Origin of the sequence: uncultured Veillonella sp., from assembly GCF_963551295.1 — a bacterium.
Taxonomy (GTDB): domain Bacteria; phylum Bacillota; class Negativicutes; order Veillonellales; family Veillonellaceae; genus Veillonella.
Genome location: NZ_CAUVFT010000004.1, coordinates 12,958 through 39,338, shown reverse-complemented (window position 1 = coordinate 39,338; position 26,381 = coordinate 12,958). Strand labels below are relative to the sequence as shown.

At 37.3% G+C, this 26,381-nt stretch carries 25 protein-coding genes; all 25 read right to left on the bottom strand.

Annotated elements, in window-relative coordinates; all coding sequences use genetic code 11:
* Positions 1–29: 29 nt before the first annotated feature.
* The gene (locus RYO55_RS01690) at positions 30–641 is read right to left on the bottom strand and encodes a CpsD/CapB family tyrosine-protein kinase (protein WP_314983897.1); all 612 of its coding nucleotides are present in this window, start codon (positions 639–641) and stop codon (positions 30–32) included.
* A 1-nt stretch (position 642) separates the two neighbouring features.
* The gene (locus RYO55_RS01685; RefSeq protein ID WP_314983895.1) at positions 643–2,088 is read right to left on the bottom strand and encodes a GumC family protein; all 1,446 of its coding nucleotides are present in this window, start codon (positions 2,086–2,088) and stop codon (positions 643–645) included.
* A gap of 150 nt (positions 2,089–2,238) precedes the next feature.
* On the bottom strand, positions 2,239–4,065 hold the full coding sequence (locus tag RYO55_RS01680; RefSeq protein ID WP_314983894.1) for a nucleoside-diphosphate sugar epimerase/dehydratase: 1,827 nt from the start codon (positions 4,063–4,065) through the stop codon (positions 2,239–2,241).
* A 37-nt stretch (positions 4,066–4,102) separates the two neighbouring features.
* Entirely contained in the window at positions 4,103–4,846 is a 744-nt protein-coding gene (locus RYO55_RS01675; protein ID WP_314983892.1) for a polysaccharide biosynthesis/export family protein, read from the bottom strand.
* A 409-nt stretch (positions 4,847–5,255) separates the two neighbouring features.
* Positions 5,256–5,966 (bottom strand): ABC transporter ATP-binding protein, encoded by a 711-nt coding sequence (locus RYO55_RS01670; RefSeq protein ID WP_302498393.1) that lies wholly within the window; start codon positions 5,964–5,966, stop codon positions 5,256–5,258.
* Between the two features lies 1 nt (position 5,967).
* Complete coding sequence (locus RYO55_RS01665; protein ID WP_008713656.1) at positions 5,968–6,729, bottom strand: ABC transporter ATP-binding protein; 762 nt, start codon at positions 6,727–6,729, stop codon at positions 5,968–5,970.
* Between the two features lie 11 nt (positions 6,730–6,740).
* Positions 6,741–7,751: a branched-chain amino acid ABC transporter permease gene (locus tag RYO55_RS01660; protein ID WP_008713655.1), complete on the bottom strand. Its 1,011-nt coding sequence runs from the start codon at positions 7,749–7,751 to the stop codon at positions 6,741–6,743.
* Positions 7,751–8,632, bottom strand: a complete 882-nt coding sequence (locus RYO55_RS01655; RefSeq protein WP_278472400.1) for a branched-chain amino acid ABC transporter permease — start codon at positions 8,630–8,632, stop codon at positions 7,751–7,753. The genes RYO55_RS01660 and RYO55_RS01655 overlap by 1 nt, the downstream gene beginning before the upstream one ends.
* Before the next feature lie 14 nt (positions 8,633–8,646).
* A complete protein-coding gene (locus tag RYO55_RS01650; protein WP_308521320.1) occupies positions 8,647–9,795 on the bottom strand; it encodes an ABC transporter substrate-binding protein in 1,149 nt (382 codons plus the stop codon).
* 120 nt (positions 9,796–9,915) lie between these two features.
* Entirely contained in the window at positions 9,916–11,835 is a 1,920-nt protein-coding gene (locus RYO55_RS01645) for an ABC-F family ATP-binding cassette domain-containing protein (protein ID WP_314983889.1), read from the bottom strand.
* A gap of 28 nt (positions 11,836–11,863) precedes the next feature.
* On the bottom strand, positions 11,864–13,162 hold the full coding sequence (locus RYO55_RS01640; RefSeq protein WP_314983888.1) for a secretion protein: 1,299 nt from the start codon (positions 13,160–13,162) through the stop codon (positions 11,864–11,866).
* Positions 13,144–13,992 (bottom strand): hypothetical protein, encoded by an 849-nt coding sequence (locus tag RYO55_RS01635; protein ID WP_314983887.1) that lies wholly within the window; start codon positions 13,990–13,992, stop codon positions 13,144–13,146. The genes RYO55_RS01640 and RYO55_RS01635 overlap by 19 nt, the downstream gene beginning before the upstream one ends.
* Positions 13,993–14,117: 125 nt before the next feature.
* Entirely contained in the window at positions 14,118–15,107 is a 990-nt protein-coding gene (gene galE, locus RYO55_RS01630; RefSeq protein ID WP_156697459.1) for a UDP-glucose 4-epimerase GalE, read from the bottom strand.
* 9 nt (positions 15,108–15,116) lie between these two features.
* Positions 15,117–16,553, bottom strand: a complete 1,437-nt coding sequence (locus RYO55_RS01625; protein WP_308521316.1) for a glucose-6-phosphate isomerase — start codon at positions 16,551–16,553, stop codon at positions 15,117–15,119.
* An 83-nt stretch (positions 16,554–16,636) separates the two neighbouring features.
* Positions 16,637–16,915, bottom strand: coding sequence for a DUF1294 domain-containing protein (locus RYO55_RS01620; protein ID WP_008600612.1), 279 nt, complete (start codon positions 16,913–16,915; stop codon positions 16,637–16,639).
* Positions 16,916–16,935: 20 nt separating this feature from the next.
* Complete coding sequence (locus RYO55_RS01615; protein ID WP_314983885.1) at positions 16,936–17,859, bottom strand: NAD-dependent epimerase/dehydratase family protein; 924 nt, start codon at positions 17,857–17,859, stop codon at positions 16,936–16,938.
* A gap of 22 nt (positions 17,860–17,881) precedes the next feature.
* Positions 17,882–18,607, bottom strand: coding sequence for a ribonuclease H family protein (locus RYO55_RS01610; protein ID WP_314983884.1), 726 nt, complete (start codon positions 18,605–18,607; stop codon positions 17,882–17,884).
* A gap of 9 nt (positions 18,608–18,616) precedes the next feature.
* A complete protein-coding gene (gene ybaK / locus RYO55_RS01605; RefSeq protein ID WP_314983882.1) occupies positions 18,617–19,108 on the bottom strand; it encodes a Cys-tRNA(Pro) deacylase in 492 nt (163 codons plus the stop codon).
* Positions 19,109–19,189: 81 nt separating this feature from the next.
* Positions 19,190–20,188: a nucleoid-associated protein gene (locus tag RYO55_RS01600; RefSeq protein WP_314983880.1), complete on the bottom strand. Its 999-nt coding sequence runs from the start codon at positions 20,186–20,188 to the stop codon at positions 19,190–19,192.
* 27 nt (positions 20,189–20,215) lie between these two features.
* Complete coding sequence (locus RYO55_RS01595; protein ID WP_314983879.1) at positions 20,216–21,511, bottom strand: AMP-binding protein; 1,296 nt, start codon at positions 21,509–21,511, stop codon at positions 20,216–20,218.
* A gap of 1 nt (position 21,512) precedes the next feature.
* Positions 21,513–22,619 carry an acetyl-CoA C-acyltransferase gene (locus tag RYO55_RS01590; RefSeq protein WP_314983878.1) on the bottom strand — a complete coding sequence of 369 codons (1,107 nt, stop codon included), beginning with the start codon at positions 22,617–22,619 and terminating at the stop codon, positions 21,513–21,515.
* A 61-nt stretch (positions 22,620–22,680) separates the two neighbouring features.
* Entirely contained in the window at positions 22,681–23,193 is a 513-nt protein-coding gene (locus RYO55_RS01585) for a biotin transporter BioY (protein WP_295815585.1), read from the bottom strand.
* Positions 23,194–23,201: 8 nt separating this feature from the next.
* Positions 23,202–23,768 (bottom strand): hypothetical protein, encoded by a 567-nt coding sequence (locus RYO55_RS01580; RefSeq protein ID WP_302498409.1) that lies wholly within the window; start codon positions 23,766–23,768, stop codon positions 23,202–23,204.
* Between the two features lie 172 nt (positions 23,769–23,940).
* Complete coding sequence (gene galU / locus RYO55_RS01575; protein ID WP_314983875.1) at positions 23,941–24,804, bottom strand: UTP--glucose-1-phosphate uridylyltransferase GalU; 864 nt, start codon at positions 24,802–24,804, stop codon at positions 23,941–23,943.
* A gap of 13 nt (positions 24,805–24,817) precedes the next feature.
* On the bottom strand, positions 24,818–26,371 hold the full coding sequence (locus RYO55_RS01570; protein ID WP_302498411.1) for an organic solvent tolerance protein OstA: 1,554 nt from the start codon (positions 26,369–26,371) through the stop codon (positions 24,818–24,820).
* Between the last annotated feature and the right edge of the window lie 10 nt (positions 26,372–26,381).

The following is a 26,381-nucleotide window of genomic DNA, read 5'->3' as shown; positions in this document are numbered from 1 at the left end:
CACATAGAATGTTAATCAAAACAGTTATATTACGCGTCAATCGCGATAGACCCTAAAAGAGGAATGCCTACTTGTGAAAGGCGTTTCTTAGCTTCAATCAAATCTTTTGGACTAGCTACTTCATTTTTAACAACTAGTATTACACCATCTGATTTTTCGGCCAATACAACGGCATCTGTAACAGACAATACGGGTGGTGTATCGATGATAACCACATCATATTCATCACGTACATACTCAAAAATCGTAGGTAATTTGCTAGAATCTACAATATCAGATGGATATTCAACAACTTCACCAGCCGTAAGCACATCCAAATGAGGCACTACATTACGATGAATCGTCAAATCTTCATCCATCATCACCGCATTGGTAAGACCTTTATTTTGTAGATTAAAGGCTATATGTTGTACTGGATTGCGTAGATTACCATCTAACAGAAGAATTTTATTATTATTTTTAGATAAAGCTAATGCTGTATTAGCTGCCACTTCAGAAGTTCCTTCACCACTAGTAGCTGCAGTAATGCAAATAAGTTTACATTTATGTTGGTTACATACATATTGAAGATTGCTACGCAATGTACGATATGCTTCCACAAGTGGTGTATCACCACGTTCATTAGAAATTAGTCTAATCATATTAACCTCTCACTTTGCGCAACAATGCTACGATACGACTACTAGGCTCTTCATATTCTTTTTCTTTATGATTTGGAATCACGCCCAAATTTTGAATGCCAAGAATATCATTAATCTCTTGTACAGATTGAACTTTGCGATTACCAAAGAATTGGCCCAATGTATAGAGGCAACCAAAGATGAGTCCTAAAATGGCAGAGCCTAATAGAATAAGAACCTTACGAGGAGCAATCGCCTTTTCTGGCAATGTAGGAGGATCAACGATTTGAACTTCATTCGGTACCATAACCTCTGCAACCTTCGCTTCTTCTAAGCGAGTGGATAACATTTGATAGATATCTTGTGCCACATCTACATCACGTTTTGCTTGGATATAACCGCGTTCTTTTTCAGGTAACCCCTTCATAGCTTCTTCGTTTACTTTATCTAACTCAGCTAATGTAGATTGTTTACCTTGAGCTACTGCTAGAGCAGCTTCATTTTTAAATTTATCCGCTAACAAGCCTTGTTGTGCAGAATTGCTGGATGGTGCTTGTTGAGATGCAATGGCATTAATTTCAGCATTTAAACCGCTTTTAGCCTCTTCAATTTGTTGGTTAATCTCTTTCATCGCTGGATGTTCATCAGTATATTTACCAACGTAAGAAGCTTTACGAGATTCTAGATCTGCTAACTGCCCTTTATAAGCTTGAACCGTAGCACTATCGGCGATGCTTTTACCAGCAGAACCTAATTGCTCATTGATACTACCAAGTGCAGCTTGTGCCGTTTCTAAATCAAGTTGATTTTGAGCTTTCTCACGATCGATAAGAGTAATCTTATCGGTTAAGCCTTTCATTTGATCTGCTGTGGAGTACACCTTATTATCTATTTGAAATTGTTGTAATTTCTTTTCTGCTTGCTCTAATTCAGTTTTTGCAGTAACAACGCGTTTCTGTAAGAATTCACGAGTAGTTCGTTGTTCAACATGAGAGATTTCAGCAAGGCGTTTCAAAAAAGTATCAATAAGTAATTGATTAGCTTCTTGTGCTTGCTCAGGAGACTTACCTGTTACACTTACTTGCAATAACTCGGTTTCTTTATAAGGTTTAGTTTCAATGCGAGTTTTAACAAAATCTTCATATGTTGGCGCATTACCAGTACCTTCAGGATCTTCTATAGCATTAATTACTGGCTCTACTACATTACGACTTTTTAAAATTTCTGCATCTGTGTTCATCAATTGACGAGACATAGAATCAGAATAGCCATTAGCACTAGATAATACAGAATTGCTCAAACCTTGAGCTTGTTTAATACGCAACATCGATGTAGATTGATATGTAGATGGTGCAAGAAAGGCATACGCACTACCTAAAACCATACATGCTACCGTAATATTAATAATTTTACGGCGCTTTTTAATGAGGACTCTGCCCACCTCTTTTAAATCAATAATTTGTTCCACCCATATACCCCTTTCTGTAAAAGTATACAAACAACAGGGTCTCTCCCACTCAGAATATTAACTGTACCTAACCCTCTCGATAAAGGCACAATGTATCAAAATTAAAATGGTCTTATACATATATCGGGTAATAAATGTATCGTCCACGACTTATACATTATGATTTGGGTCGTATGTAGGAATGATATCCTGCAACACATTAATTACATCTATATCAGCTTTACATGTATCAAAACGCTCTATTTCACGACTTAGCCATTCTTGATTAACATCTTCTAGAGCTGCTTCAAAAATTTTCTTATGCGTAGTAGTATTCGTACCTTCTTCGGCAGTCAATAATTCTTCGTATAACTTTTCACCTGGACGTAATCCAGTAAATTCAATACGAATATCCTTATTAGGCTCAAAGCCAGAAAGGCGAATCATATTCTTAGCCAAATCGACAATTTTAACCGGTTCACCCATGTCTAAAAGAAACACTTCGCCTCCATTCCCCATGGCACCAGCTTGAAGTACTAATTGACTGGCTTCAGGAATAGTCATGAAATAACGTGTCATTTCTGGATCTGTAACGGTTACAGGGCCACCTGCTTCAATTTGTTTACGAAATAAAGGAATAACCGAACCACGGCTACCAAGTACATTACCAAAACGAACTGTTATAAACTTAGTATCATATGTGTGATTCATACCAAGCACAACTTTTTCAGCAACCCGTTTTGTAGCGCCCATAACGCTGGTTGGATTCACCGCTTTATCCGTGGAAATCATAACAAATCGATCTACTCCATGAGCTCCAGCTACATCCGCAACATTACGAGTACCATAAATATTATTTAATACCGCAGCAATTGGCTGGATTTCCATAAGCGGCACATGTTTATGAGCTGCCGCATGAAATACTACATCAGGATTATAGTTTTTAAAAATTTGCTCTAGTTGATTCTTATCACGAATATCTGCAATGATTGGAACCAAGGTACCTTCAGGCGCAATACTACGTAATTCTTGATGAATAAGATAAATACTATTTTCACCATGACCAAGGAGCAATAGCTTCTTAGGTTTTACACGTAAAACTTGACGACAAATTTCAGAACCAATAGAGCCCCCCGCACCAGTAACTAAAACCACTTTATCCTTAAGATATGTTTCAACCTTGGACGTATCGAGCTGAATCTCATCGCGCTCCAATAAGTCTTCGATTGAAACAGGATGTAAATGAGATACAAGAACTTCATCATCAAGTAATTGGTACATCCCCGGTAAAATATTGATTTTACACTTTAAAGGAGCACAAATTTTCATGATTTCCTGAATAATATCTCGCTTCACGGAAGGCATAGCAATAATGATTTCTTCTACCTTATACTTAGCAACTAATGCAGGAATATCTTCACGGCTCCCAAGAATTCTAAAACCATTCATAAGACGATTATGTTTAAACATATCATCATCAACAAAACCAATCACTCGACGAGAACGCTTATGATATCGTTCAATTTCACGAGCTATAGTTGCACCTGCATCACCGGCTCCTATGATCAATGTATTTACTTGTCCACTTTCACCATCGTCCCCACGGCTATAGTGAAGTGCCACATAATGAAGCAACATTCGTCCCATACCAACAATACCTGTAATGAGGAACCATGTAATAAAATAGATGGAGCGTGGTAATGACTTACCAAATACAAACATAGAGGAATAGAATAAAGCCGTACCAATTGTAGTAGCTACAAATACTGCTAATACCTCTCGCATCCCTGCATAACGCCAAATACGTGTATATAAATGCATTATCAAGAACATCAACATATACGAAATAAGTAATAACGGAAGTGCATCCACCATTTGACTAATATATTGAGGTTCTATATGTCCATCAAATCGAATAAAAAGACTGATAAAAGCAACGATTACAATCGTCACAATATCTGTAATAAACAATATGGATGGTAATAAATATGAACGCAAAAAAACGCCCCCTTATATGATAGATATCGCCTTATCTTTAATCCTTACCTATTCGTGATACCATGTAAGCCCCTGTTAAGATTGGAGCAATATCACGAGCAAAGTTGATACGACTATTCTTAGTTAAGTAAAGAATATCACCTTCACGCATGATGTAGTTTTCAGACATATCTCCAGTTTGTAAAATACGATTCAAATTGATAGGAATCGGTTTCTCTGGATTGTCTTGATGCATCAAGTAAATTTTCTTCTTTGCTGTATCCCAGTTAAAACTACCTGCAGCCCCAATAGCATCAATAACTGTACTAGATTTAGTCAATGTATAGGCGCCAGGCTTATTGATTTCACCAAATACATATACGCGAACGCCGCCCAATTTCGATACATTTACTGTGATATCAGGATTAATGATATAACGAGACAAACCTTGCTGTAACTCAGCTGTAAATTCATCTATAGTTAAGCCATCTGCTTTTACGGCACCAACCATAGGGAACGATACATATCCATCTGGTCTGACGGTATACACAATGTCGTTACCATTACGCGTACCAAGCTCTGCCTGCTGAACCACTTGAATATTTAGTTCATCTCCTTGGCGCAGACGATATTCTTTATCAGAGCTAATTACAGATGCGCTAGTTTCCAATGGTGCATGACCGTCCATTTGTACATTCTTAGCATTATAAGGCTGATTAGTATTAATACTAACTGGTGCAGCCATAGCCATTGTTGTAGTACATAAGAATGCAGCCATCATCATATACTGTTTCTTCTTCATACTTACCTCTTTTTTATTCAACTTATTTAATTCATCACTTAATTATTGATGTATCTTATATCTAAAAAATCAGTCATGCTATTTTATCATTTTTTTAAATATTCTTCTACAAATCTATTATGTTCCAAGCGAACTTCATAAAACCTTCAACAATATCCCCTTAAAAATACAGTATTTTCAATATATGCTCATTAATTATTATTTGCTTTTTTCATTCCTAATTCACTAGTTTTATCATTGAACTTCTTAAAAATAATAAAAAATATATAAACTCACTTCATTATTAGCTCACATAGTTTTTCTATTTATATCAGAATTAGTGATAAAAAAATAAGGTGTATATACTAGAAATCTAGTATATACACCTTATTCAAAGTTTTTGACACTAATGATCGCTCTATATAATTAATTATTCAACACGACCGCCTAAATAAGCTTCCATAACGCGAGGATTATGGCGAACTTCATCAGCAGAGCCAGATAATACCATTTTACCAGTCTCCAAAACATACGCATAATCAGCAATCTTCAATGCTTGACGTACATTTTGTTCTACTAAAAGAACGGTTGTTCCATCGGCGCTGATTTCCTTAATGGTTTCAAAGATCTCATTTACTACTAAAGGTGCAAGGCCCATAGATGGTTCGTCTAGTAATAACAACTTTGGACGAGCCATAAGTGCACGACCAATAGCTAGCATTTGCTGTTGACCACCTGATAAAGTACCTCCTAATTGATAGCTTCGTTCATCAAGAATAGGGAATCGTTTAAATACCTTTTTGATATCTGCTTCGATTTCTTTATCTTTACGTGTATAAGCACCCATTTCAAGGTTCTCATAAACACTCATATCTTGTAGAATTTGACGTCCTTCAGGAACTAAGGAGATACCACTTTGTACAACTTGATGGGTTTGGCGACCTGTAATATCTTGACCTTCAAAAATCACTCGACCAGATGTGGGTTTTACAAGTCCCATAATAGTCTTCATCGTCGTAGTCTTACCAGCACCATTAGCACCAATAAGAGATACAATCGAACCTTGTGGAACTTCTAAACTTATATCTTTTAAGGCTGTAATATGTCCATAACCAGCCACAATATTTTCTAGTTTTAACATATTACACCTCCTCTTTACCTAAGTATGCTTCAATTACAGCTTCATTATTTTGAATTTCTTGAGGTGTACCTTCAGCAATTTTCTTGCCAAAGTTAAGTACTACCAAACGATCACAGATATTCATCATCAATTCCATGGCATGTTCGATAACCACAACGGTAATACCTAGGTCACGAATCTTGCCAATCAATTGACGCAGAACTTCAGTTTCACTATCATTCATACCTGCTGCCGGTTCATCAAGCAAGATTAACTGAGGGTGTGTCGCTAAGGCACGAGCGATTTCAAGACGACGTTGCTTACCATACGGTAATGATGTTGCAACCTCTTCTGCATCTGCTTCAAGACCTACAAGCTTTAAGAACTCATAAGCAATACCACGACAACGCTCTTCTTCAATGCGTTGACGTTTTGTTTTCAAAAAACTAGATAAGAAGCCAGAGCCAGTACGACAATGCATACCGGTTAAAACAGTTTCAAGAGCTGTCATATTGCCAAAGAGACGAATATTTTGGAATGTACGAGCAATCCCCATTTCAACAGTTCTATGAGGCTTAATGCCTACAACAGACATACCATCAAATACAATTTCACCAGAACTTGCAGGGAATACACCAGTAATCAAGTTGAAAAGTGTGGTCTTACCAGCACCATTTGGACCGATAACACCAAATACTTCACCTTGTTTAACACCAAAGGATACACCTGTGAGAGCTGCAACGCCACCAAAGCTTTTACTTACTTCATTTAATTCTAATAGCATTCAGTTCCCTCCTATCCTTGTTTTTCTTGTTGTTTACGCTTATATGCTTCAAAGCGTTCTGTTAATACTTGTGATTCTGGAATATATGGAGCTTTCTTAAAGCCTAATTTACGGCTAATTTTATCCACCATGGATTCTGTTAAAATACCATCTGGACGAACGGCCATTAAAATGACTAGTAATGCACCATAGATGATGTCCCGATAGTCGGATAAGAAACGCAATACTTCTGGTAATAATGTAAGAATAAAGGAACCTAATACGGAGCCCCATACTACATTGGAACCACCAAATACAGGGAATAACAAAATTTGTACTACTTTATGGTAGCTGAAATCTGTAGGATTAATAAAGTTTGTAATATGCGCATACAAACCACCGCCAATACCAGCGATGAAAGCACCAATGATAAAGGCCATCATCTTGTAGTATACAACGTTAATACCCATCAATTCTGCTGCATGATCATCAGCCTTAATCGCTGCAAAGGCACGACCCACACGGCTATTATTAATCCGTACACAAAAGGCGATAATCAATACTAAAATAGCTAACAAAATAATGATAGCCATTAGATTGCCCCATGCAACAGCATCAATGCCCATTAAACCATCGAGATCAAATTCATAGGCATAATTTGTCAATTCTTGAGGAATGGATGGAATACCAGAAAGGCCTAATGCACCATTTGTAATATCCAAATTCAAGAAAATAACACGCACAACTTCGCCAAATCCAAGTGTAGCAATGGCAAGATACAAACCTTTAAGACGTGTTGTTGGCAAACCGATAATAACAGCCACAAGACTAGCAACTAAGCCACCAATAATAATGCCTACAACGATAGGCAAATCAGCTTTCAAAGAAAGAATAGCGCCTACGTATGCACCAACACTCATAAAGCCAGCAGCCCCTAAAGAAAGCTGTCCACTTGCCAGTGTGAAATAAATTGAAATACCCATGATGGCATTAATGATGAAAAACATCACGATCTGTAGATAATACGGGTTTAATAATTCCATTACGGTCTACCCCCTTTATCTTTAGATCCAAACAAGCCTTGTGGGCGCCAGAATAATAATAGGATGATGAGACCAAAGGCCACAGCATCACGGAATGTAGATGCACCATAAGCAACAGAGAAGATTTCTGCTACACCTAAAATAAAGCCGCCAACCATGGCGCCTGTAATATTACCAAGACCACCTAAGATAAGTACTGCCAGACCTTTAAAGCCTATAATAACACCCATAGTAGGCTCAATAGCATTAAAGGACAACCCTACCAATACACCTGCCGCTGCACCTAAAGCAGATGCAATCATAACAGTAATAGATATAATCATTGTTGGATTGATACCTAAGAGAGCTGCTGTTTCCGTACTCATGGATACAGCGCGAATAGCCTTACCAATCTTAGTTTTCTTAATAACTATATTTAAAATCAGCATTAGCACAACAGAAACGCCTAAACCAATAATTTGTACCATAGAAATTTTGAAAGCTCCAAAGTCGATTAGGCCACCAATATAGTCTGGTGGGAATGATCTAGTTTGAGGGCCCCAAAGCAATAATGCCAAACTTTCAAGGAAAATAGAAACACCAATGGTACTAATAAGTGGTGCCAAGTGAGACACCTTTTTCTTGCGTAGTGGACGAAGCGCCACAAATTCTAAAAGATAACCGAGGATAGCACCTACAGCCATAGCTACGATAAGGGCTACAAAAATGTTAACGTTAAAAATTGTTACCATAAAAAGACCAACGAAGGCACCTATCATAAAGATGCCTCCGTGAGCCATGTTGATAATATTCAAAACACCGAACACAAGTGTTAAGCCAATAGCGAGTACAGCATATAAGCTACCGAGGGTTAGCCCGTTAACTAATTGTTGTAAAAACACTATACTACCTCAACTTATTTTGTTAATGCGTCAAATTGACCGTTTTTAATTTGTAATACTTGAACTTCCATGGAAGGATCGCGTTTTTCGTTGAACTTGAATTGACCAGTTACACCGACGAAGTCAGCAATGTTTTTCAATGCTTCCCGGAATTTTTCGCGATCAGTTGTAGAACCTGCTTTTTTCAAAGCTGCTTCATAAAGATATACTGCATCGTATGCTTGTGCTGCGAATTGGTCAGGTTCTTTACCATATTTAGCTACATAAGCTTTACGGAAGTCTTTAACCTTTTGGTCTTCTTTATTAGGGAACCAAGGTGTACCAACGATAACACCGTTAGCCGCATCACCAGCAATTTTAATGAATTGTGGACTGTTGAAGCCGTTCGATCCAACTACAGGTTGATTCATACCCATTTCACGCATTTTTTTCATGATAAGGGCACCTTCTTGGTAAAGGGATGCAACGATAATTACATCTGGTTTAGCTTGTTGAATCTTAGTCAATTGTGCAGAGAAGTCAGTATCTTTATCTGCAAATGTTTCAGTATCAACAATTTGTACACCTACAGATTCCAATGCTTTACGAGCTGTATTGTTTACAGATACCATTTGGTCATTGTTGTTAGAATACATAATAGCTGCTGTTTTAAAGCCCAAAATTTTATGTGCTTCTTTAATAGCTGTATCGACTGCCAAGGATTCAGGTACTGCGTTACGGAAGATGTAATCCCCAATATCTGTAATCCCTTCAGCAGTTGTAGATGTACCAAGAGCAACTACTTTGCTTTTGTTTGCTACAGGACCAGCTGCCATCATTTCACCAGATAACATAGGACCGATTACTGCTACAACTTTATCTTTTGCAATTACTTTGTTCATCGCATTGATAGCTTCGTTTTTATCACCTTTAGTATCTTCTACTAACAAGTTAATTTTTACAGAGTTTGCATCAGCATTAATTTCGCTTACAGCCAATTCTGCACCAGCTTTAATAGATTCACCATATGCTGCTGCCCCACCAGTTGTTGTTGTTAACAATGCAATTTTAGCTTCATTACTATTCGCACTACCTGCATCTTTATTTCCACCACAGCCAGCAGCAACTGCCATTACACCGGCAAGGCCAAAAATGGCTGCTTTTTTTAACATGGATTTATTCATATTACACCCTTCCTTTAAAACATAAAACTTTGATTCTATACCTATATTATGAGAAATTTCAATCTTTTGTCAATTAAAAGAAAATGATTTTAATTCCTTAATAATATATAAATTAAAAAGCTATTCACATAGCCGTTCCCACTTCTCATACAATAAATTCAACTCAGTTTGAGTCTCTTCAATTTGTGTGGAAATTTTAGACATTTCATCTAAATCTTGCTGAACTACAGGATTCGCTAATTGCACTTCATACATCTTCATCGTCGCCTCAAGGCGAGCAATTTCAGATTCTACCTCAGCCAATTGTTTTTCAACCATATAAGCATTCGGCTTCTTCTGATTTTCCTCCGTAGATTCTGATGCTGAAAGCAGTAGCTCATTAGTGGAAACAGCTTTGCTATCAACTTTACCGCTCTCAGAGTTTTGCTCATTAGCTAATGCTAATAAAGCTTCTTGCTCTTTCAACTTTTCCTTGTAGTATGAGTAATTACCGAGATACTCCGTAATTTTACCTTCATCAAGAACTACTGTTTTCGTAGAAACTTGATCCAAGAAATATCTATCATGAGAAATAATAAAGCAAGTCCCTTCAAATTGTTGTAATGCTTCCTCTACAATTTCTCGCGTAGGAATATCTAAATGGTTTGTCGGTTCGTCTAAAATTAGGAAATTATCTCCTTGAAGAAATAATTTAAGCAAAGCTAAACGAGCGCGCTCACCACCAGATAATTCACCTACTAGCTTAAATACATTGTCCCCTTTAAACAGGAAAGCCCCAAGCACATTACGAGCCTTATCCTCGCTGTAATTAAAGTGATTAATGATCTCTTCCACTACCTGCCAAGAATCATGCAGTTCTTCGTGCTCTTGTGAGAAGTAACCCACTTGTACGCGATTGCCAATATCCACATGACCAACTTCAGGGAATAGTTCTCCTACGATGGTTTTCACCAGTGTAGACTTACCCGCACCATTAGGTCCAATAAGTGCTACTGATTCACCTCGTCGAACAACGAGAGAGATATCATCAATAATGCGACTTTCACCATATCCGGCAGATAAGTGATCTAAGACTAAAACTTTATCAGCACTCATCGCAGCAGGAGGAAAAGAAAATTGTAAATGATGTGAAGTAACAGGTGCCTCTAGCCGCTCTAATCGATTTAGTTGAGACTGACGACCACGAGCCATTTTAGACTTGATACCAGCACGGTATTTATCTATATAAGCCTCTGTTTTCTTAATATACTCCTGCTGCTTTTCATAGGCCACCATATCAGCCTTTAAACGTTCATCACGTTGTTGAATATAACGACTATAGTTACCACGATAGGTTGTAGCCTTGTGATTATCTAACTCCACAACACCTGTGACGATACGATCTAGAAAATATCTATCATGGCTGACAATGAGAATACCACCTTGATAGGCAGATAAGTACCCCTCTAACCACTCCAGCATATCCATATCTAAATGGTTAGTCGGTTCGTCTAAGAATAAAAAATCAGGACTACGTACTAACGCTTTAGCTAAATTGATACGCGTTTTTTGACCACCTGAAAAAGCATTAGCCGGCTTATCTAAGTCATCATCAGTAAAACCAAGACCATAGACTATGCGCTTTGTCTTTTGCTCGTAGTCATAACCACCTAGCCATTCTAGACGATTCTGTAAATAATCTAAGCGTTGTAAATCCGATTCGCTAGCCTCTTCAGTTTCCAAGCGACTAGTGAGCTCTTTTAATTGTTTCTCCAATGTATGAACATCAGCCCAAGCCTTTTCTATTTCCGTAGCAAGGCTATCATCTCCAAGATTTACATCTTGTTGTAAATAGCCAATACTAGCAACAGGCGACTTAACTACATTGCCTTCATCGAGTTCTTCATACCCTAATATGCACTTTAACAAGGTAGATTTCCCAGCCCCATTGGGACCTACCAAGGCGAGTCGATCCCCTTCTTTTATCTCAAAAGACACATTGGAAAATACTTGGCGCACTCCAAACGATTTTCCAAGGCCTATCATTCGAATGCGTTCCATTCACAACCTCCTAATCATTTACTCTTCATTATACCACAGTTGCCCTCACTAACATTAGCATTTCTATAGAATCTTTTGTTTTTCGACTATGACGGAATAATTTTCCTAACAAAGGGATATCTCCCAAAATAGGTATTTTTTGTATTTGATGTTGATCTCGATTGTCCATGAGTCCACCAATAACAAGCACTTCTCCTGGTTGTAATCGTACTCTTGTATGTGCTTGACGTGTGCTTATTTTGTAGGCTTTCATTTCAGATACCATAATAGGTGTACTCACTTCTGCATATATTTTTGCATCTACACCACCATCAGCGGTAATGATAGGAGTGTAGTTCAACTTAATACCCACCTCTTCATAACGAGTAGAACGTTTTCGTTCTCCATTCACTTCCGATTCTTCTATAACTGGTATTCTTTCACCTATCAAGATATGTGCAGTCTCTCCATTAAGAGCCATAATAGATGGCTTTGCAATTAGAACGGCTTTACCTGAGCTTTCCATAAGACTTAGCTCTGGTTTTACAAAAAACTTATAGGCCTCTCCAGTCGATGTTTTGCCAAAGGTAACGGCACCATAGGAATGTGTTTTATCTTCTCCATGACCGGTCAAGCTAAGCCAAGACCATCTAAAACCTTGTTCCTTAGCATAAGATTGTTCCATAGCAATGATGGTAGCTTCCAATTGCACTTGTTTTGGTTCCTTGTCGATAGCACGTACTAAGGTTTCTACACGTCGCTTTTCTCCGCTCGTCAAATGCATAATTACTTCATTTTGTTCTGAAAGCACTGCCATTTTATCGTTTTTTACCACTGTGCCTACCACATTTTTCAAAGACTCAGCCGGTAAATGTTCAGATGATATAACATATAGTTCTCTTTTTTCAAGTGTTTCATCATCAGAATCAATAAGAAGTGTGTTATGCTCCTTCAATACGGAGAAATGATATAACTTACCTAGTTCATTAATAATCGCTTCTGGGGATTCTCCCGTTACAGTGGCCGTAACAGTCCCTTTTAACGATTCTACACCAATTACGGATATACCGTAACTACGACAAATTCCTAAAACGGTTTCCTTTAAGGATGCATTGCGTACAGAAATCGTTATGAGTTTGTTCTCAATATTTTTTTCATTTTTAGCTACTTCACCACTATTTACGATATTTTCAGAACTACTAGTAGTTATCCTATCAGTACCATTAGCAAATACCATGAAGGGAGTTACAAGCATTATGACCATCCATAAGCCTATTTGCAATATAACTGTCACTATAATCTTATCTATACATTTTAGACCTATAAAGCTTACTCGATTCTTAGCCACCGTGATGAACCTCCTTCAATAATTTCTACACCACTTGCAGTTATCTTAGATACTGATATTTCTTTCCACACACTTCCTATACTAACCATTTGTTCCTCTGTACCTTTTCGTAAAATAGCAATATTCTGCTGTCCCTCAATAATACCTATAAGCTCTATGGGATGTTGTTTGGTAGAATTACTTATAGAAGGTTGTATACTGGATTCAACTCGTCTAGCACTAATATCTTTATCTTTTAATTCAATATAATTACCACTATGCTTTTTATTATTTCTTATTTGTTGATATTTTTCATTTCTACGACTTTCATCTACCTTTTTCTCAAAAGTGTTCATTGAATCATCTGACTCATGTAAATCATTATTTATATCAACGAAATTGCCATTACTATCTTTAGTTATCTTATTCTGACCAAGTAATTCATCTATAGGAATATCTTTAAAAACCTCTCGCCAAGGATTTGCTCGCTCAACACCGGTAATATCATACAATAATCGTCCATGAACATCGCTTTTTACCTCTCTATCCTTTACATTTTTTATATCACTTTCATCTTTAAAATAGTTCTTTCCTTTCCCATTTCTATTATCATGTGTTGTTTCTTTTGATATTTTTTCTGAGCCTCGTTCAATTTGATTAGCATCTCTACCATTAGATTGATCTAAACTAATATGAACATTTTCCTCCTCATGTGGATAAAAAATACCAATGCCTAAAAGGGCAACCGTAATAATAAAAAAAATACCAAGTGCAAACTTATAGTGGCGCATAATAAAATGCTGCTTATCAATCCACATTTTCATACGTTCTATATAGTCTTGTAAGTTCATAATCCACCTCCTGCTGACATATTCTAGGAGGCTCTTTTAAAATCCTACAAAAAAATGACTCTACCAGTCACCAAGGTGACTAATAGAGTCATTCATTATATTGACAAATCAAAACAATTTGTTCTTTATTTACTATTAAATCCATCTGGATGAGATGTATGCCAATGCCATGCATCTTTGATAACATCAGCAACATTACTAAATTTAGGATCCCAACCAAGTAAATTTTTGATTTTTTCAGAGGAAGCAATTAATGTTCCTGGATCACCAGCACGGCGATCACCATATTGAACAGGAATATCGATACCCGTAACCTCTTTTGCAGTCTCGATGATTTCCTTTACAGAGAATCCATTACCACTACCAAGATTAAATACTTGAGATTCTCCGCCTTTACGCAAGTAGTCCATAGCCAATACGTGAGCAGCTGCTAAATCATTGACATGAATATAGTCGCGTACACATGTGCCATCAGCTGTATCATAATCAGTCCCAAATACAGTTATATGCTCTCTTTTACCGCGAGCCGCATCTAACACAAGTGGAATCAAATGAGTTTCAGGATGATGGTCTTCTCCAATCATACCAGACGGATCCGCACCGGCCGCATTGAAATAACGCAACGCAACATATGTAGAACCATAAATAGAACTATAATCAGATAACATTTTTTCTATCATCAATTTAGTGCGACCATATACATTTGTTGGTTGTAGCTGAGCATCCTCACAAATAGGAACTACCTTAGGCTCACCATACACAGCAGCCGTACTAGAAAATACAAAATGCTTTATACCTGCGGTACGAGCAGACTCAATAAGGTGATAAGAACCAACTACATTATTTTCATAATAAATAGCTGGATTTTGCATGGATTCACCAACTTGTGAGTGAGCAGCAAAATGCATTACACCTAGGATGTTATGTTCTTTCATAATACCTACTAGTTTAGGATCAGCAATATCCATATTGTAGAACTTTACCCCCTCAGGAATGGATTCTACATGCCCACGAGATAAATTATCTACAATAATTGGTGTATATCCTGCTTGTTGTAAAGCACGTACAGTATGACTCCCAATATAACCAGCACCACCTGTTACTAAAATATTCATAGTTCCCCCTCATGAATTATGTACTTCCTTTGCTCGAGCCAATTTGGGCCCGATGAGACGCTTATAAACCTCTACCCCTGGTTGATCAAAAGCATCAACACCCGCAAAAATGGACTCAAAATAAACGGCCCAACAATGCATAAACATAATTTCTCCTAAATGGAATGCGTTTAATGTTGGTACAGTTATAGTCATGTTAAAACGATTGTCACTAGACAAGGCTTCTCTATTAGCATCTAAAGCAATGTTTAAAATATCACAAATGCCTACATCAGATAGAGAGTGTAAACGTTCATATTGACTATAAGAATCTGGAACAATGAGATTATGTTTCCAATCCTTAACCTTAATAAATTGAACTACCTTATTTAGGCGCCCCTCTTGATGCTCTTGAACTTGAGCATGCATATCCATAGTACCTACTGCAGCAACTGGCGTACGGCCATATGGTAGACAAGTATTACTCATTTTTCCAAGAGACTCGGATAAGAGCTGCACATACCAATCAGATAATGAGTGGAGTGCTTCACTATAAGGCATAAACACCTCTATAATACGACCATATCGTTCAGATGCAATATATTTCAATAATGCACTTAAAAGGCCTGGATTTTTAAAAATGTCTTCTTCTTGACATGCTGCATCCATAGATGCAGCACCAGCTAAGAATCCTTCAATATCAAATCCTACAAGAGCGGCTGTTACAAAACCAACTTCTGTAAATACAGAGAAACGACCACCTACACCATAAGGAATGCTATAGGTCTTCCAATTATTTTCTATCGCCATAGATCGTAAAATTGTAGGATGTTCATCATCAGATACATCTGTAACAGCTATCACTTCGTAGTTAATATTACGATCTTGTAAAGCCTTCTCCAAAATCATGAAGTTAGCCATTGGTTCAATGGTAGATCCAGACTTAGAATTAATAACGAGCATCACCTTATAATCAGGACCTTTTTTCTGAGCTTGACACTCTAACGTACGAATTAGCCCTACTAAGTAATCACCATCCACATTAAAGCCTGCAAAGTACATCCTAGGATAGCCGTCGCGTTCCTCTGCACTGTAGTTATTCCAAAATGCTCCACACTGCACATCAAAAATAACTTTGCTCCCCAAATAGGAGCCCCCAATACCTACGGATACAACTGTATCAATATTATGGCGTGCATAGTCACGTAATTCGTAAAGCCGCTCTAACATATCTGGTGTATTGATACCATCTTCTGAAATATATGGAAGTTGATAAAACAACACAGGTTCAGGTAAACCATCTTTAGAAACATGACCTTCTTCGAAGCCTGTAGAACGTAAAATATTTGTATGACGCCATACATTTTGTATAGCCCGTTCAAAATTATTCACATCGCGTTCTTGTATGCAACTTTCATTATATATATTAGCATAATCTAACTCAAAACCTGATTGTAATCGCAACATCAAATATCTCCTTCACTGACATTTTATGTACAATATTCTTTCATTATACCATAAAAGAATGAATAAAATATTAGTTTATACAATCATTTTACCCACAAACCATAACCGAATCCAACTGCATATACAGACCAAAGTAATGCAAAAGGAATGGCTAATTTAAATTTAATTTTTAATGTCTTATGACGCCATAGGACCATGCCTAATAAAGCACCAACACCCCCAAAGGCAAACGCTAAAAATAATAATGTAAACTCTGAAATTCGATCATATCCATTAATGGCACATAATTTATCATATCCATACAGACTAAATACGATAAGATTCCAAATACCTACGGTCACCCAAAATTGCGTATCACTCATATCCCCAAACCTTATTTTTCTTACTTATGATGAGCTTTAAAATATTCCAATGTCTTTTGTAAACCAGCTTCTAATGTTGTAGTGGCAATAAAACCAAAATCACGTTCAGCTTTCACATTACTTAAGCGCGAATGTTTAATATCCCCTATACGCTCATTTTCATAATAAACCATAAAATCTGTCCCACTAATAGCCCGGAATCGCGTAATCAACTCATTCACAGATGTTCCCATATTGGTAGATACATTATAAATACCTGTGCATTGACCATTCTCCATAGCCTTAATATTAGCATCTACCACATCATCTACATAAATGAAATCTCTAGTTTGCTCACCATCACCAAATACAGTTAATGGTTGCCCTTCGACAATCAAGCGGTTAAAAATACTGATAACGCCACCTTCACCGCCATCACCTTGACGTGGTCCATATACATTAGCATATCTAAAGCATACTGTATTTAATCCAAAAGCTTCATGATAAATACGCAAATAGCCTTCTGCAGTAAGCTTTGTCAAGCCGTAAAAAGACGAAGGCATACCACTCAAGTCTTCAGTCAATGGCAATACTGCCAAGTCACCATATACAGCAGCTGATGAAGGCATTAAAAATTGTTCAACTTTCACTTTACAACAAGCATCGAGAACATTAATAAGCCCTATTAGATTTACATCACAGTCATAACTTGGGTTCTCCATGGAGGATTGAACCATTGTTTGCGCCGCTTCATGAAATACGATAGACGGCTTAAACTCTTCAAATACAGATAGTAATTTTGGATCTCGTACATCCATCTCAATAAATCGAGCATCTTCATGTACAAAGGAGCGCATACCTGTAGATAAATTATCTATAACGAGTACATCGTGCCCTAATTCAATTAATCTATCAACTAAATGGGACCCAATAAATCCGGCCCCACCAGTAACACATATATTCATAGCGCCCTCCCTTCTAATATCTTTAAATACCTGCACCTTTTTTTGCTAGTGCATCAGCCATTTCATTATATGTATCGCCTGTATGAGCAGCCACCTTGTGAAAGTATACTCGCACACGATTTTTTATAGAATCATAAAATGCTGAGTACTCTTGGGTTAGCTCATTATTACGTTTCCAGCCCTTAGTAGCCCACATTTCTATGCCCATATAATCATAGTAAAGTGAGCATTCAGAAATCCTATTATCAACAGCATATCTCATAACATGCATAGCAGCCAACAGCTCACCAGCGACATTCCAAAACAATGTATATCGTTCATCAATAGAGGAAAAAGAAAAAGTCTCCCTATTGCCATTCAAAAAGATAACCCCACCTGCACCAACAGTATTAGTCTCTTTATTATAACTACCATCGATATACGCAACCATATAGTTTGGAATAGTAAAATCTGGTTTCACAACACTTGCTGATACTTTACTTTGAATACTAGAACTAGAACCTATAGGCCTAGAATTTATAGATTTAAACTTCACTTCTTGTGGCAATTTAAGTTCACTCTTTTTAGCGCTCATAAAATCACTTAAAGACAAACCTGAATTCTCTACAAAAGCACGTGCTTCTACTTCTGTGGAAAATGATTTGTAGATAGCACCACCATAGCCCTTTACTTGTTTCTCACAGTCAGACCATGTAGTATAAACTCCTGGTACACGGCCCTGACGAACAGCATAAAACTTTTTTGCCATACGTCCCCCTTAATGGTCCATTGTCAGTTCAACAAATTCAGCATTTATAACAGATGCCAAATTCTTTGGATTTACCTTCATTTGCATACCGCGTAAACCTGCACTTACATATACAAACTTTTGGGGTTCCATAGTAGCATCAAAATAGGTAGGAAATGCTTTTTTCATGCCTACTGGAGAACATCCACCGCGCAAATAACCTGTAATACCTAACAACTCCTTAACATGAACAAGCTCTACAGACTTATTATGACTAACACGTGCTGCCTGTTTCATATCTAACTCTTCAGCTACAGGAATACAGAATACTACATATCCAGTTTTGTCACCTTTACCAACTAATGTTTTAAAGACTTCTTTCTCATCGAGTCTTAATGCTTCTACTACATGAAGGCCAGCGGCACGCTCTTCAGACCACTCATATTCGCTAATACTATAAGGTATCTTATGAGTATCTAAAATACGTAATGCGTTTGTTTTTTTATGTTTCTCTTTACTCATCATAACCTCCATATACTAGCATAACAAATAAATTTAATCATTACATAATATATTTCTATAGATAAATATAATTTTCCATTACTATTTATTTACAATTTTATTAATATTTTTTAATTCAATGCGCAAGGTGCCATCATCATTAGTTTTTATCTCAATAAACTCACGATTCTTCATATATTCCACAGGAAATGAAATCTCAATACCTGTATCTGTTTTAATCTTATGATGTTCACCAATTTTTGTGGCGAACTCACGATTTACTGGCAACGGACGCAACATATCCGCATCAGCCAATTGCTTCTTTGCCGCCTCTTGTTGAATAGGATTCGTTTTAAATACCTCTTCTACAATACGAACAGGATCAACGGTATCTGATACTTCAGCATTTTTAGCAATCATAGATTTTGCGGTTGTCAGTTCAATGACGCCATCAGACTCGTGCGCTTGAGCCACCTTATCTACGATAGCTTTTACCTTTCTCACCGTATCTCGCGAGGATTGATTAGTCCCTAATTGCAAGACCTTATCTGCTAAGATATAAGATACCTCACCATCAAATTCACCTTTAGGTTCAAAAACACGAACACTAAAATCATTGAGATTAATAGATGCAAAGGCCCGTAATTTTTGAGACGGCATCGGCAGTACTGCCTTATGAGAAACGAGTTCTGTAGCCAATGTACCATCATCTTCACTGAATAGTTGATGGGTAAAAGCATCATGAGCTTGGCACAGAAGAATACAAATATAAGACGTGTCCGTAACAGCCTCACATATAATTGTATCAATAACAACGGAATCCGTAGCTTGTTTCATGTATGTAAACAAGCTTTCACCTAAATTCTTAGATAAATCAATAAACTTAAGGGCTCCATTTTTATAGTCTACTAATTGTTTGCCTACAGGACTCGCATCATGTAAGGTTCCGGTTCTAGCCCCTGGATCTTTGAAAGCCTTAACTGCATGATTTGCAATATAATCTTGTATAGCTTGATCCCCAACCTTTAATTCATGTTCAGAATATACAGCTAACGAGGATGTAAAGTCGAAAATCTCTAGCGCCGCCTTATTAATCTGCATGATGCCTCCTTGTAGTACAAAAAATGTTTACCCTTTATTATACCACTCTTTTAACTTTCGTTTATCAACTTTTGAGCATTCCGTAAGGGGTAACATAGGAACTTCTATTATATCTTTTGGCCACTCTACAGAAGGTCTTTTATTATGAATAAGTTCTATAATTTCACTCAATCTAGCCTCACCATCTAGCACCATATAAACTACGTAGTCTTCCCCTCGTATCTCATCAGTAATATCAATAATAGCAACCTCGGAAACCCCTTGTATGGATTGTAAATACAATTCCATCTCTGGGATAGAAATTTTATATCCCCCTTTATTGATTACGTCGCCTGCTCTCCCATTAAACATAAGATACCCGTCACTATCAATATATCCACAATCATTTACAGTATACGTATTGGGAATTCCTTCAATACGATAATTCGTTGTCACATAAATGACATTATCATTCTCTGCAATTTTCACGGTTGGAAATGGTCTCCCTACCGTACCTTCTCGCGCTAACCATTCTTTACCGGTGCAATACGTTATATAGTTAAGCTCTGATGCACCATAGTACAAGATAAACTCCATATCAGGGCATATATGTTGTAACTGTTCCATTAATTGTCGATCCAGAACTTGAGATCCTGCAATAATGTATTTAATGGATGATAATTTATTTTTACAGTGCCGCACCAATAATCGTAGTTTCGTTGGTAATGCATATATATGGTCTACATTGTATTCCTCTATAAGCTGTATCCATCTACTAGGACGCAATGAACTTGTTGTAACCACGGTCCCTCCAGCCCATAAAGCGGCAATGACCATATTACTAACGCCTGTGAAACTAAAGCTTCCCTGTAAAAAGATTTTAGTATCTTTGTTTATATGAAAAATATCATTTTGAATATCAAAAAAATCGCGCCAAGACATTTCTCGTCTCCACAAAGGTTTTGGTTGTCCCGTAGTCCCCGATGTAAGTACCCCAAAATCAGCTAATGGCGGTACCCCTTCATAGGCTATAACACGAGCTAGCTCATCTACATAAGCCGTATCCATCTCATTGTGACATACCATAGGAATATTACCTTTATGTAATGCCCCAAGCCACTGTGTAAGTTGTTCAACAAACGACAGTTCCTGAATTAAAAGAATCTTAGTATTTAATGTCTTTTTAGACTGAGTAAGATTTACAATGCGATTTGTATTATTAATACCGACCGATAGAATAGCATCATATAGTTCACCATATGTATATTGTATGTCATCTACGATTAAAGCCATTTTATGAGGCTCTAAATCTTTATGCTGTTGTAAGCGTTCAATAATTGTCATATTACATGCGTTCCATAATTAAAGCCGTACCTGTGCCCCCTGCACCAGCAATAGCACATAAACCATAGCGACCACCACAAGATTCTAAAGCAGCCATACAGTGAAGCACTAATATGGCACCAGAGCAACCATAGGGATGCCCATAAGCTAAAGCTCCACCAAACATGTTATATTTCCCAGTATAATTAGGATAAGCCTTATCAAAAAGAACATCAATAATGGCAAAAGCTTCATTCCATTCCACCACATCAATATCATCCATAGTTAAACCTGTACGTTTTAAAATGCCTTCTGTACTTTCAAGGGCGCCCTCTGGACTAAACTGGGGATTTCCTGCCCAAGGTTTAACGCTATGAATTTTAAAAGGCCCTTTTTTATTAGATAAATATACAAAGGCCGCTCCATCATGAGTTAAACATGCATTGCCTGCATTTGTAATAGAGTCAGCTCCCAACAAAGGCTTCATCCTAGACAAGAGTTTCTCGTTCATCGTAGGTCGAATACATTCATCTATACATCTTTTACCATCTATAGTAATAGGCATAATATATGACTGTAAATATGAGTTATTTAACGCTGCTGATGCTCTTTGATGACTGCCAATAATATGCGGATATAAATCTTCCTTTGTTACATTGTGTTTATAAATAGTCCGCTCGGCCCCTTCAAGCATAGCTAAAGGCGATTGATCTTGAGGAGTAAACTGAGCTACCTTATAGGTTCCTTTTCGATCATCCCCTAATGCATACACCCGCTCTGGCTGTAACGAAGAACTTTCAATACCACCCGCAATGACAGCATCCATAACACCTGACGCAATATGTGTATACGCCATCTCAATACTCATTAATGCCGAGGCACATTGCATATCTACGGTGATAGCAGGCACAGAATTTGGTAAGTTACACATTAGCCCCATAAGCCGTCCTATGTTGCCACCGGTTCCAACTGCATTACCACAAAATAGTCCATCTACCTGTGAAATACTATGGCGATTGATTAATGCATCAATTACTTTAACCCCTAGCATCTCTGGTCTCATATGTTTATATTGTCCATTTAAAGCGCCGATGGGACTTCGAAGTCCACAATGAATATATACTGACATATAAACTCCTTCTATTAAAAGAAAAAAGAGGCATCCCGAGGAATGCCACTTTTATTGTATTCTAAATTTTAATTTTAGTTGCTAACCAAGAAGCAACCAGACATTTTACGATATCCCCTGGAATAAATGGGAACATGACTACAGGCAAGGCCGCCCAAAGCTCTGTTTTTGTTACAATCATAAATCCTGCTACACCAAAGAGATACACTACAGGAATGGTAATCACAAGAGATCGCCAGGCATAAGAGAAAAAGCTTTTTTTAGAACCTTTAAATATACTTAGTAATGTATATGCAACTGGCCAAGAAAAAATAAAGCCCCCTGTTGGTCCCAACAATTTGCCAAGACCAGCCGTTCCCCCAACGAATACTGGCAAACCTACTGCACCAAGCAAAATATAAATGATAAATACGATAAGTGCATCTTTAGGCTGTAACAATAAGCCGGTCAATGTAGCTACCAAAGTCAAAGCCGTTACCATAGCGGGGCTAAATGGTAAGGGAAAAGAAATATATGCTGAAATACATAATAAGGCTGTTAATAAAGCCATTTTTGTTAAACGTCTTGTTTCCATAATTACCTCTAACTAATACATCTTTGTTTCAAAGATGATGAATCTTCATTTTCACCAAAAAATGTAGCCGAAAATGCCAATGTATCACCAATGTAACCTTCTACATGAGCATCTTCAGGATATTCCACCAAAGTTACCTTGTCATCTGCAATAACCGGTGCATGAAAATAAATCGCCATTTGCAGAGCAGATTTACTAATATTCCAAAAATCCCACATCGTTTCTAAAATCATGCAGCCAGGAACAACATAAGGATTCTCACGATGGATTGGATTCGTATCATTAATATCGTTTACAAATCGTACTATATCTTCCTTAGAGAACGATATAGCACCACTGCTTTCCTCTTGATGTATTGTAGCGCGAATGCTGAATTGTTTCGGCACCGGTCGTAAATCAACCATCAAAAAGCCTGAGCGATCCATAATACCAATTGTGGTAGTTTTAGCCACCTTCGATACGATTTCACATACCCTTCTATCACTACCTGAGGAATCATAATGCATATGTTTAATAACGCTGTGTCCTGGTAGGTTCAAATCATTATTACATAATGCTTTAAATAATGTTTTCATATAATCACATTCCTTTATTTATTCAATATCTTGATTATAATCAACATTATTTCATTCGTCAACAAAAGGCATTATCCATATGTTAACAAATAACAAATGAGTTTGAAACTATAACCAAAAAGAGCCTATGACATATATCATAGGCCCCTCACGTGGAAGTCTCATAGATTATCTATTTTAAATCTAATTCTTTTAAGTAAGCTTTAAAGCTTTCACCCAATTCTTCGTTGCGCAATGCATACTCAACAGTAGCTTTTAAATAGCCCAATTTATCCCCTGTATCGTAGCGAATACCTTCATATGCTAATGCATACGTATCAGTTTTAGAGGCTGCCAATGCATCAGTTAATTGGACTTCATTACCTACACCAGGCTTAGTAGCTTCTAAGATATTGAAAATATCTGGTGTCAAAATATAACGACCTAATACAGCGAGTCGAGATGGAGCATCTTCTTTCTTAGGTTTTTCCACCAAGTTATCAACGCGATATAAATTATCAGCCAATGCTTCGCCAGATACGATACCATAAGAGCTAACTTTATCTTCCGGTACAAATTGAGCACCTAAAATAATACCAGGATGCTCATTATAGCAATCAATCAACTGTTTTAAGCATGGATATTCTGGATTGTAAACAATATCATCACCAAGTAATACTGCAAATGGCTCATCACCAATAAATGCTTTTGCACACAATACAGCATCACCAAGTCCACGAGGTGCTTTTTGACGAATAAAATGGACTTTAATGTCCGCCAAATCCTTAATCATAGCCAATGGTTTATTTTTGCCTTGACTTTGTAATAACAATTCTAATTCAACACTACTATCAAAATGGTCCTCAATAGCACGTTTATTACGCCCTGTAATAATTAGAATTTCTTCAATACCAGAATCTAACGCTTCTTTCACAATATATTGGATAGCAGGTGTATCGACAATAGGAAGCATTTCTTTGGGTTGTGCCTTGGTAGCTGGTAAGAAACGTGTACCAAAACCAGCTGCTGGAATTACAGCTTTTCTAATGCGTTGCATAGTATTCTCCTAACTAAAAGTCTTTACCTACAAATTTAATTTTCCATTGATCATTTTTATTTTTATGTCCATCTTTATATGTTAAGTACATATCGAAGGAATGTAAATCACGATGCCATGTGTAGTAAACAGAATCAATATCCCCACTCATCATGTTGTTCTTAACACTTACAGAAATATCATCAAGGCGAGTCAATTTATACGTACCACCATAAATAAGCTCTTTTGGAAGCTCTGTCGTATCAAAACGATAAGGTGAATTATTGTAGGTAATATTTCGTTGATTATAGCTAACCCATACATTAGCACGATTACCAACTTTAGATTGGAATCTAGCACCCCAATAAGGCATGCTACGGATACTACCATCATAACCATAGTAGTCACGTTGGTAACCACCTAAGAAGCGTAAATCAGCATTTTTGCCAAGCTTAATCGGATCATGAGAAACTTCTGCATAGTATTCTTTATGAGAACCTTTTACAGAGCCCTCTTTCCAATAACCAGCATTAACACCACCACGTACAGTAATTGGAGAATTCCCGACATGATATGTATGAGTATCCAAACGAGCTTCACCTATTTTTTCTACCCATACTGTTTCATCATTATATTCATTAGACTCCTTGCTATAACCAACAGAAGCAGTCCCCCAAGGTAAATAATGACGATATCCCACCTGTGGTTTAAAACCAGATTTAGAATACCAACGATAGTCAATATAAGCTTCACCGTTTTTACCGATAGGATATTCTGTACTACCATGTAAGCCAATACCATCATCGTTATTATACGTAGGCTTTGGTATTAAGGAAAAAATACTAAATTTGCCTTCTTTGTCATGACGCAATGAAGTCGTATAAGATGGCAAGGATAATATTTTAAAGTTTTTAATATAGAAGGATGGTTTTTTAATAACGACTCTATCACCAGGATATACCTTAATATCTTGACCTTCCACACGATAATCTGGAGTATGAACAAATGCCATTGCATGTTTTGTAGTTACCATGCCCTTTTCCATATGGCCTATTTGTCCATCAAAAGTGGCATTATTGCCCTTTACATAATAGGGGTCGCTCCATCCCATGGCTTGGTCCGCCTCAAAGTGACGATCGCTAGTGCGATACGTCATATTTTGACCTGTAATATCTTTTGTTTTACCGCCATCTTCCAAATAGCGATAGCCTCCAACAGTACGATACTCTGTAGTTTTAGTATTACCTTCAATACGGGGAGCCATCAAAGTTTGATTACCTTGAGACACCACAACATCGCCTTGAGCATATACATCACCTGTAGAGCCAGTATAAGACATTTTATTAGCATCGATACGTGTAGGCAGCTGTTCAGCAGGAGTAGCAGATTTCGCTTTTTCACCACGACGTACAACACGGATATTACTATATTCAGGTGTAGATGCTTTAGAAATTTCTCCTGCATAGGATTGACCTACGCTATCCAATGTATCTTGATATACAATAGTTGACTCAGTAGCGGCAAATACAGGTTGTGCTAAACAAACAACACATGCCGCTGCCAGCCATTGTACTTTACGTTTCCTCATGGTTACTAGA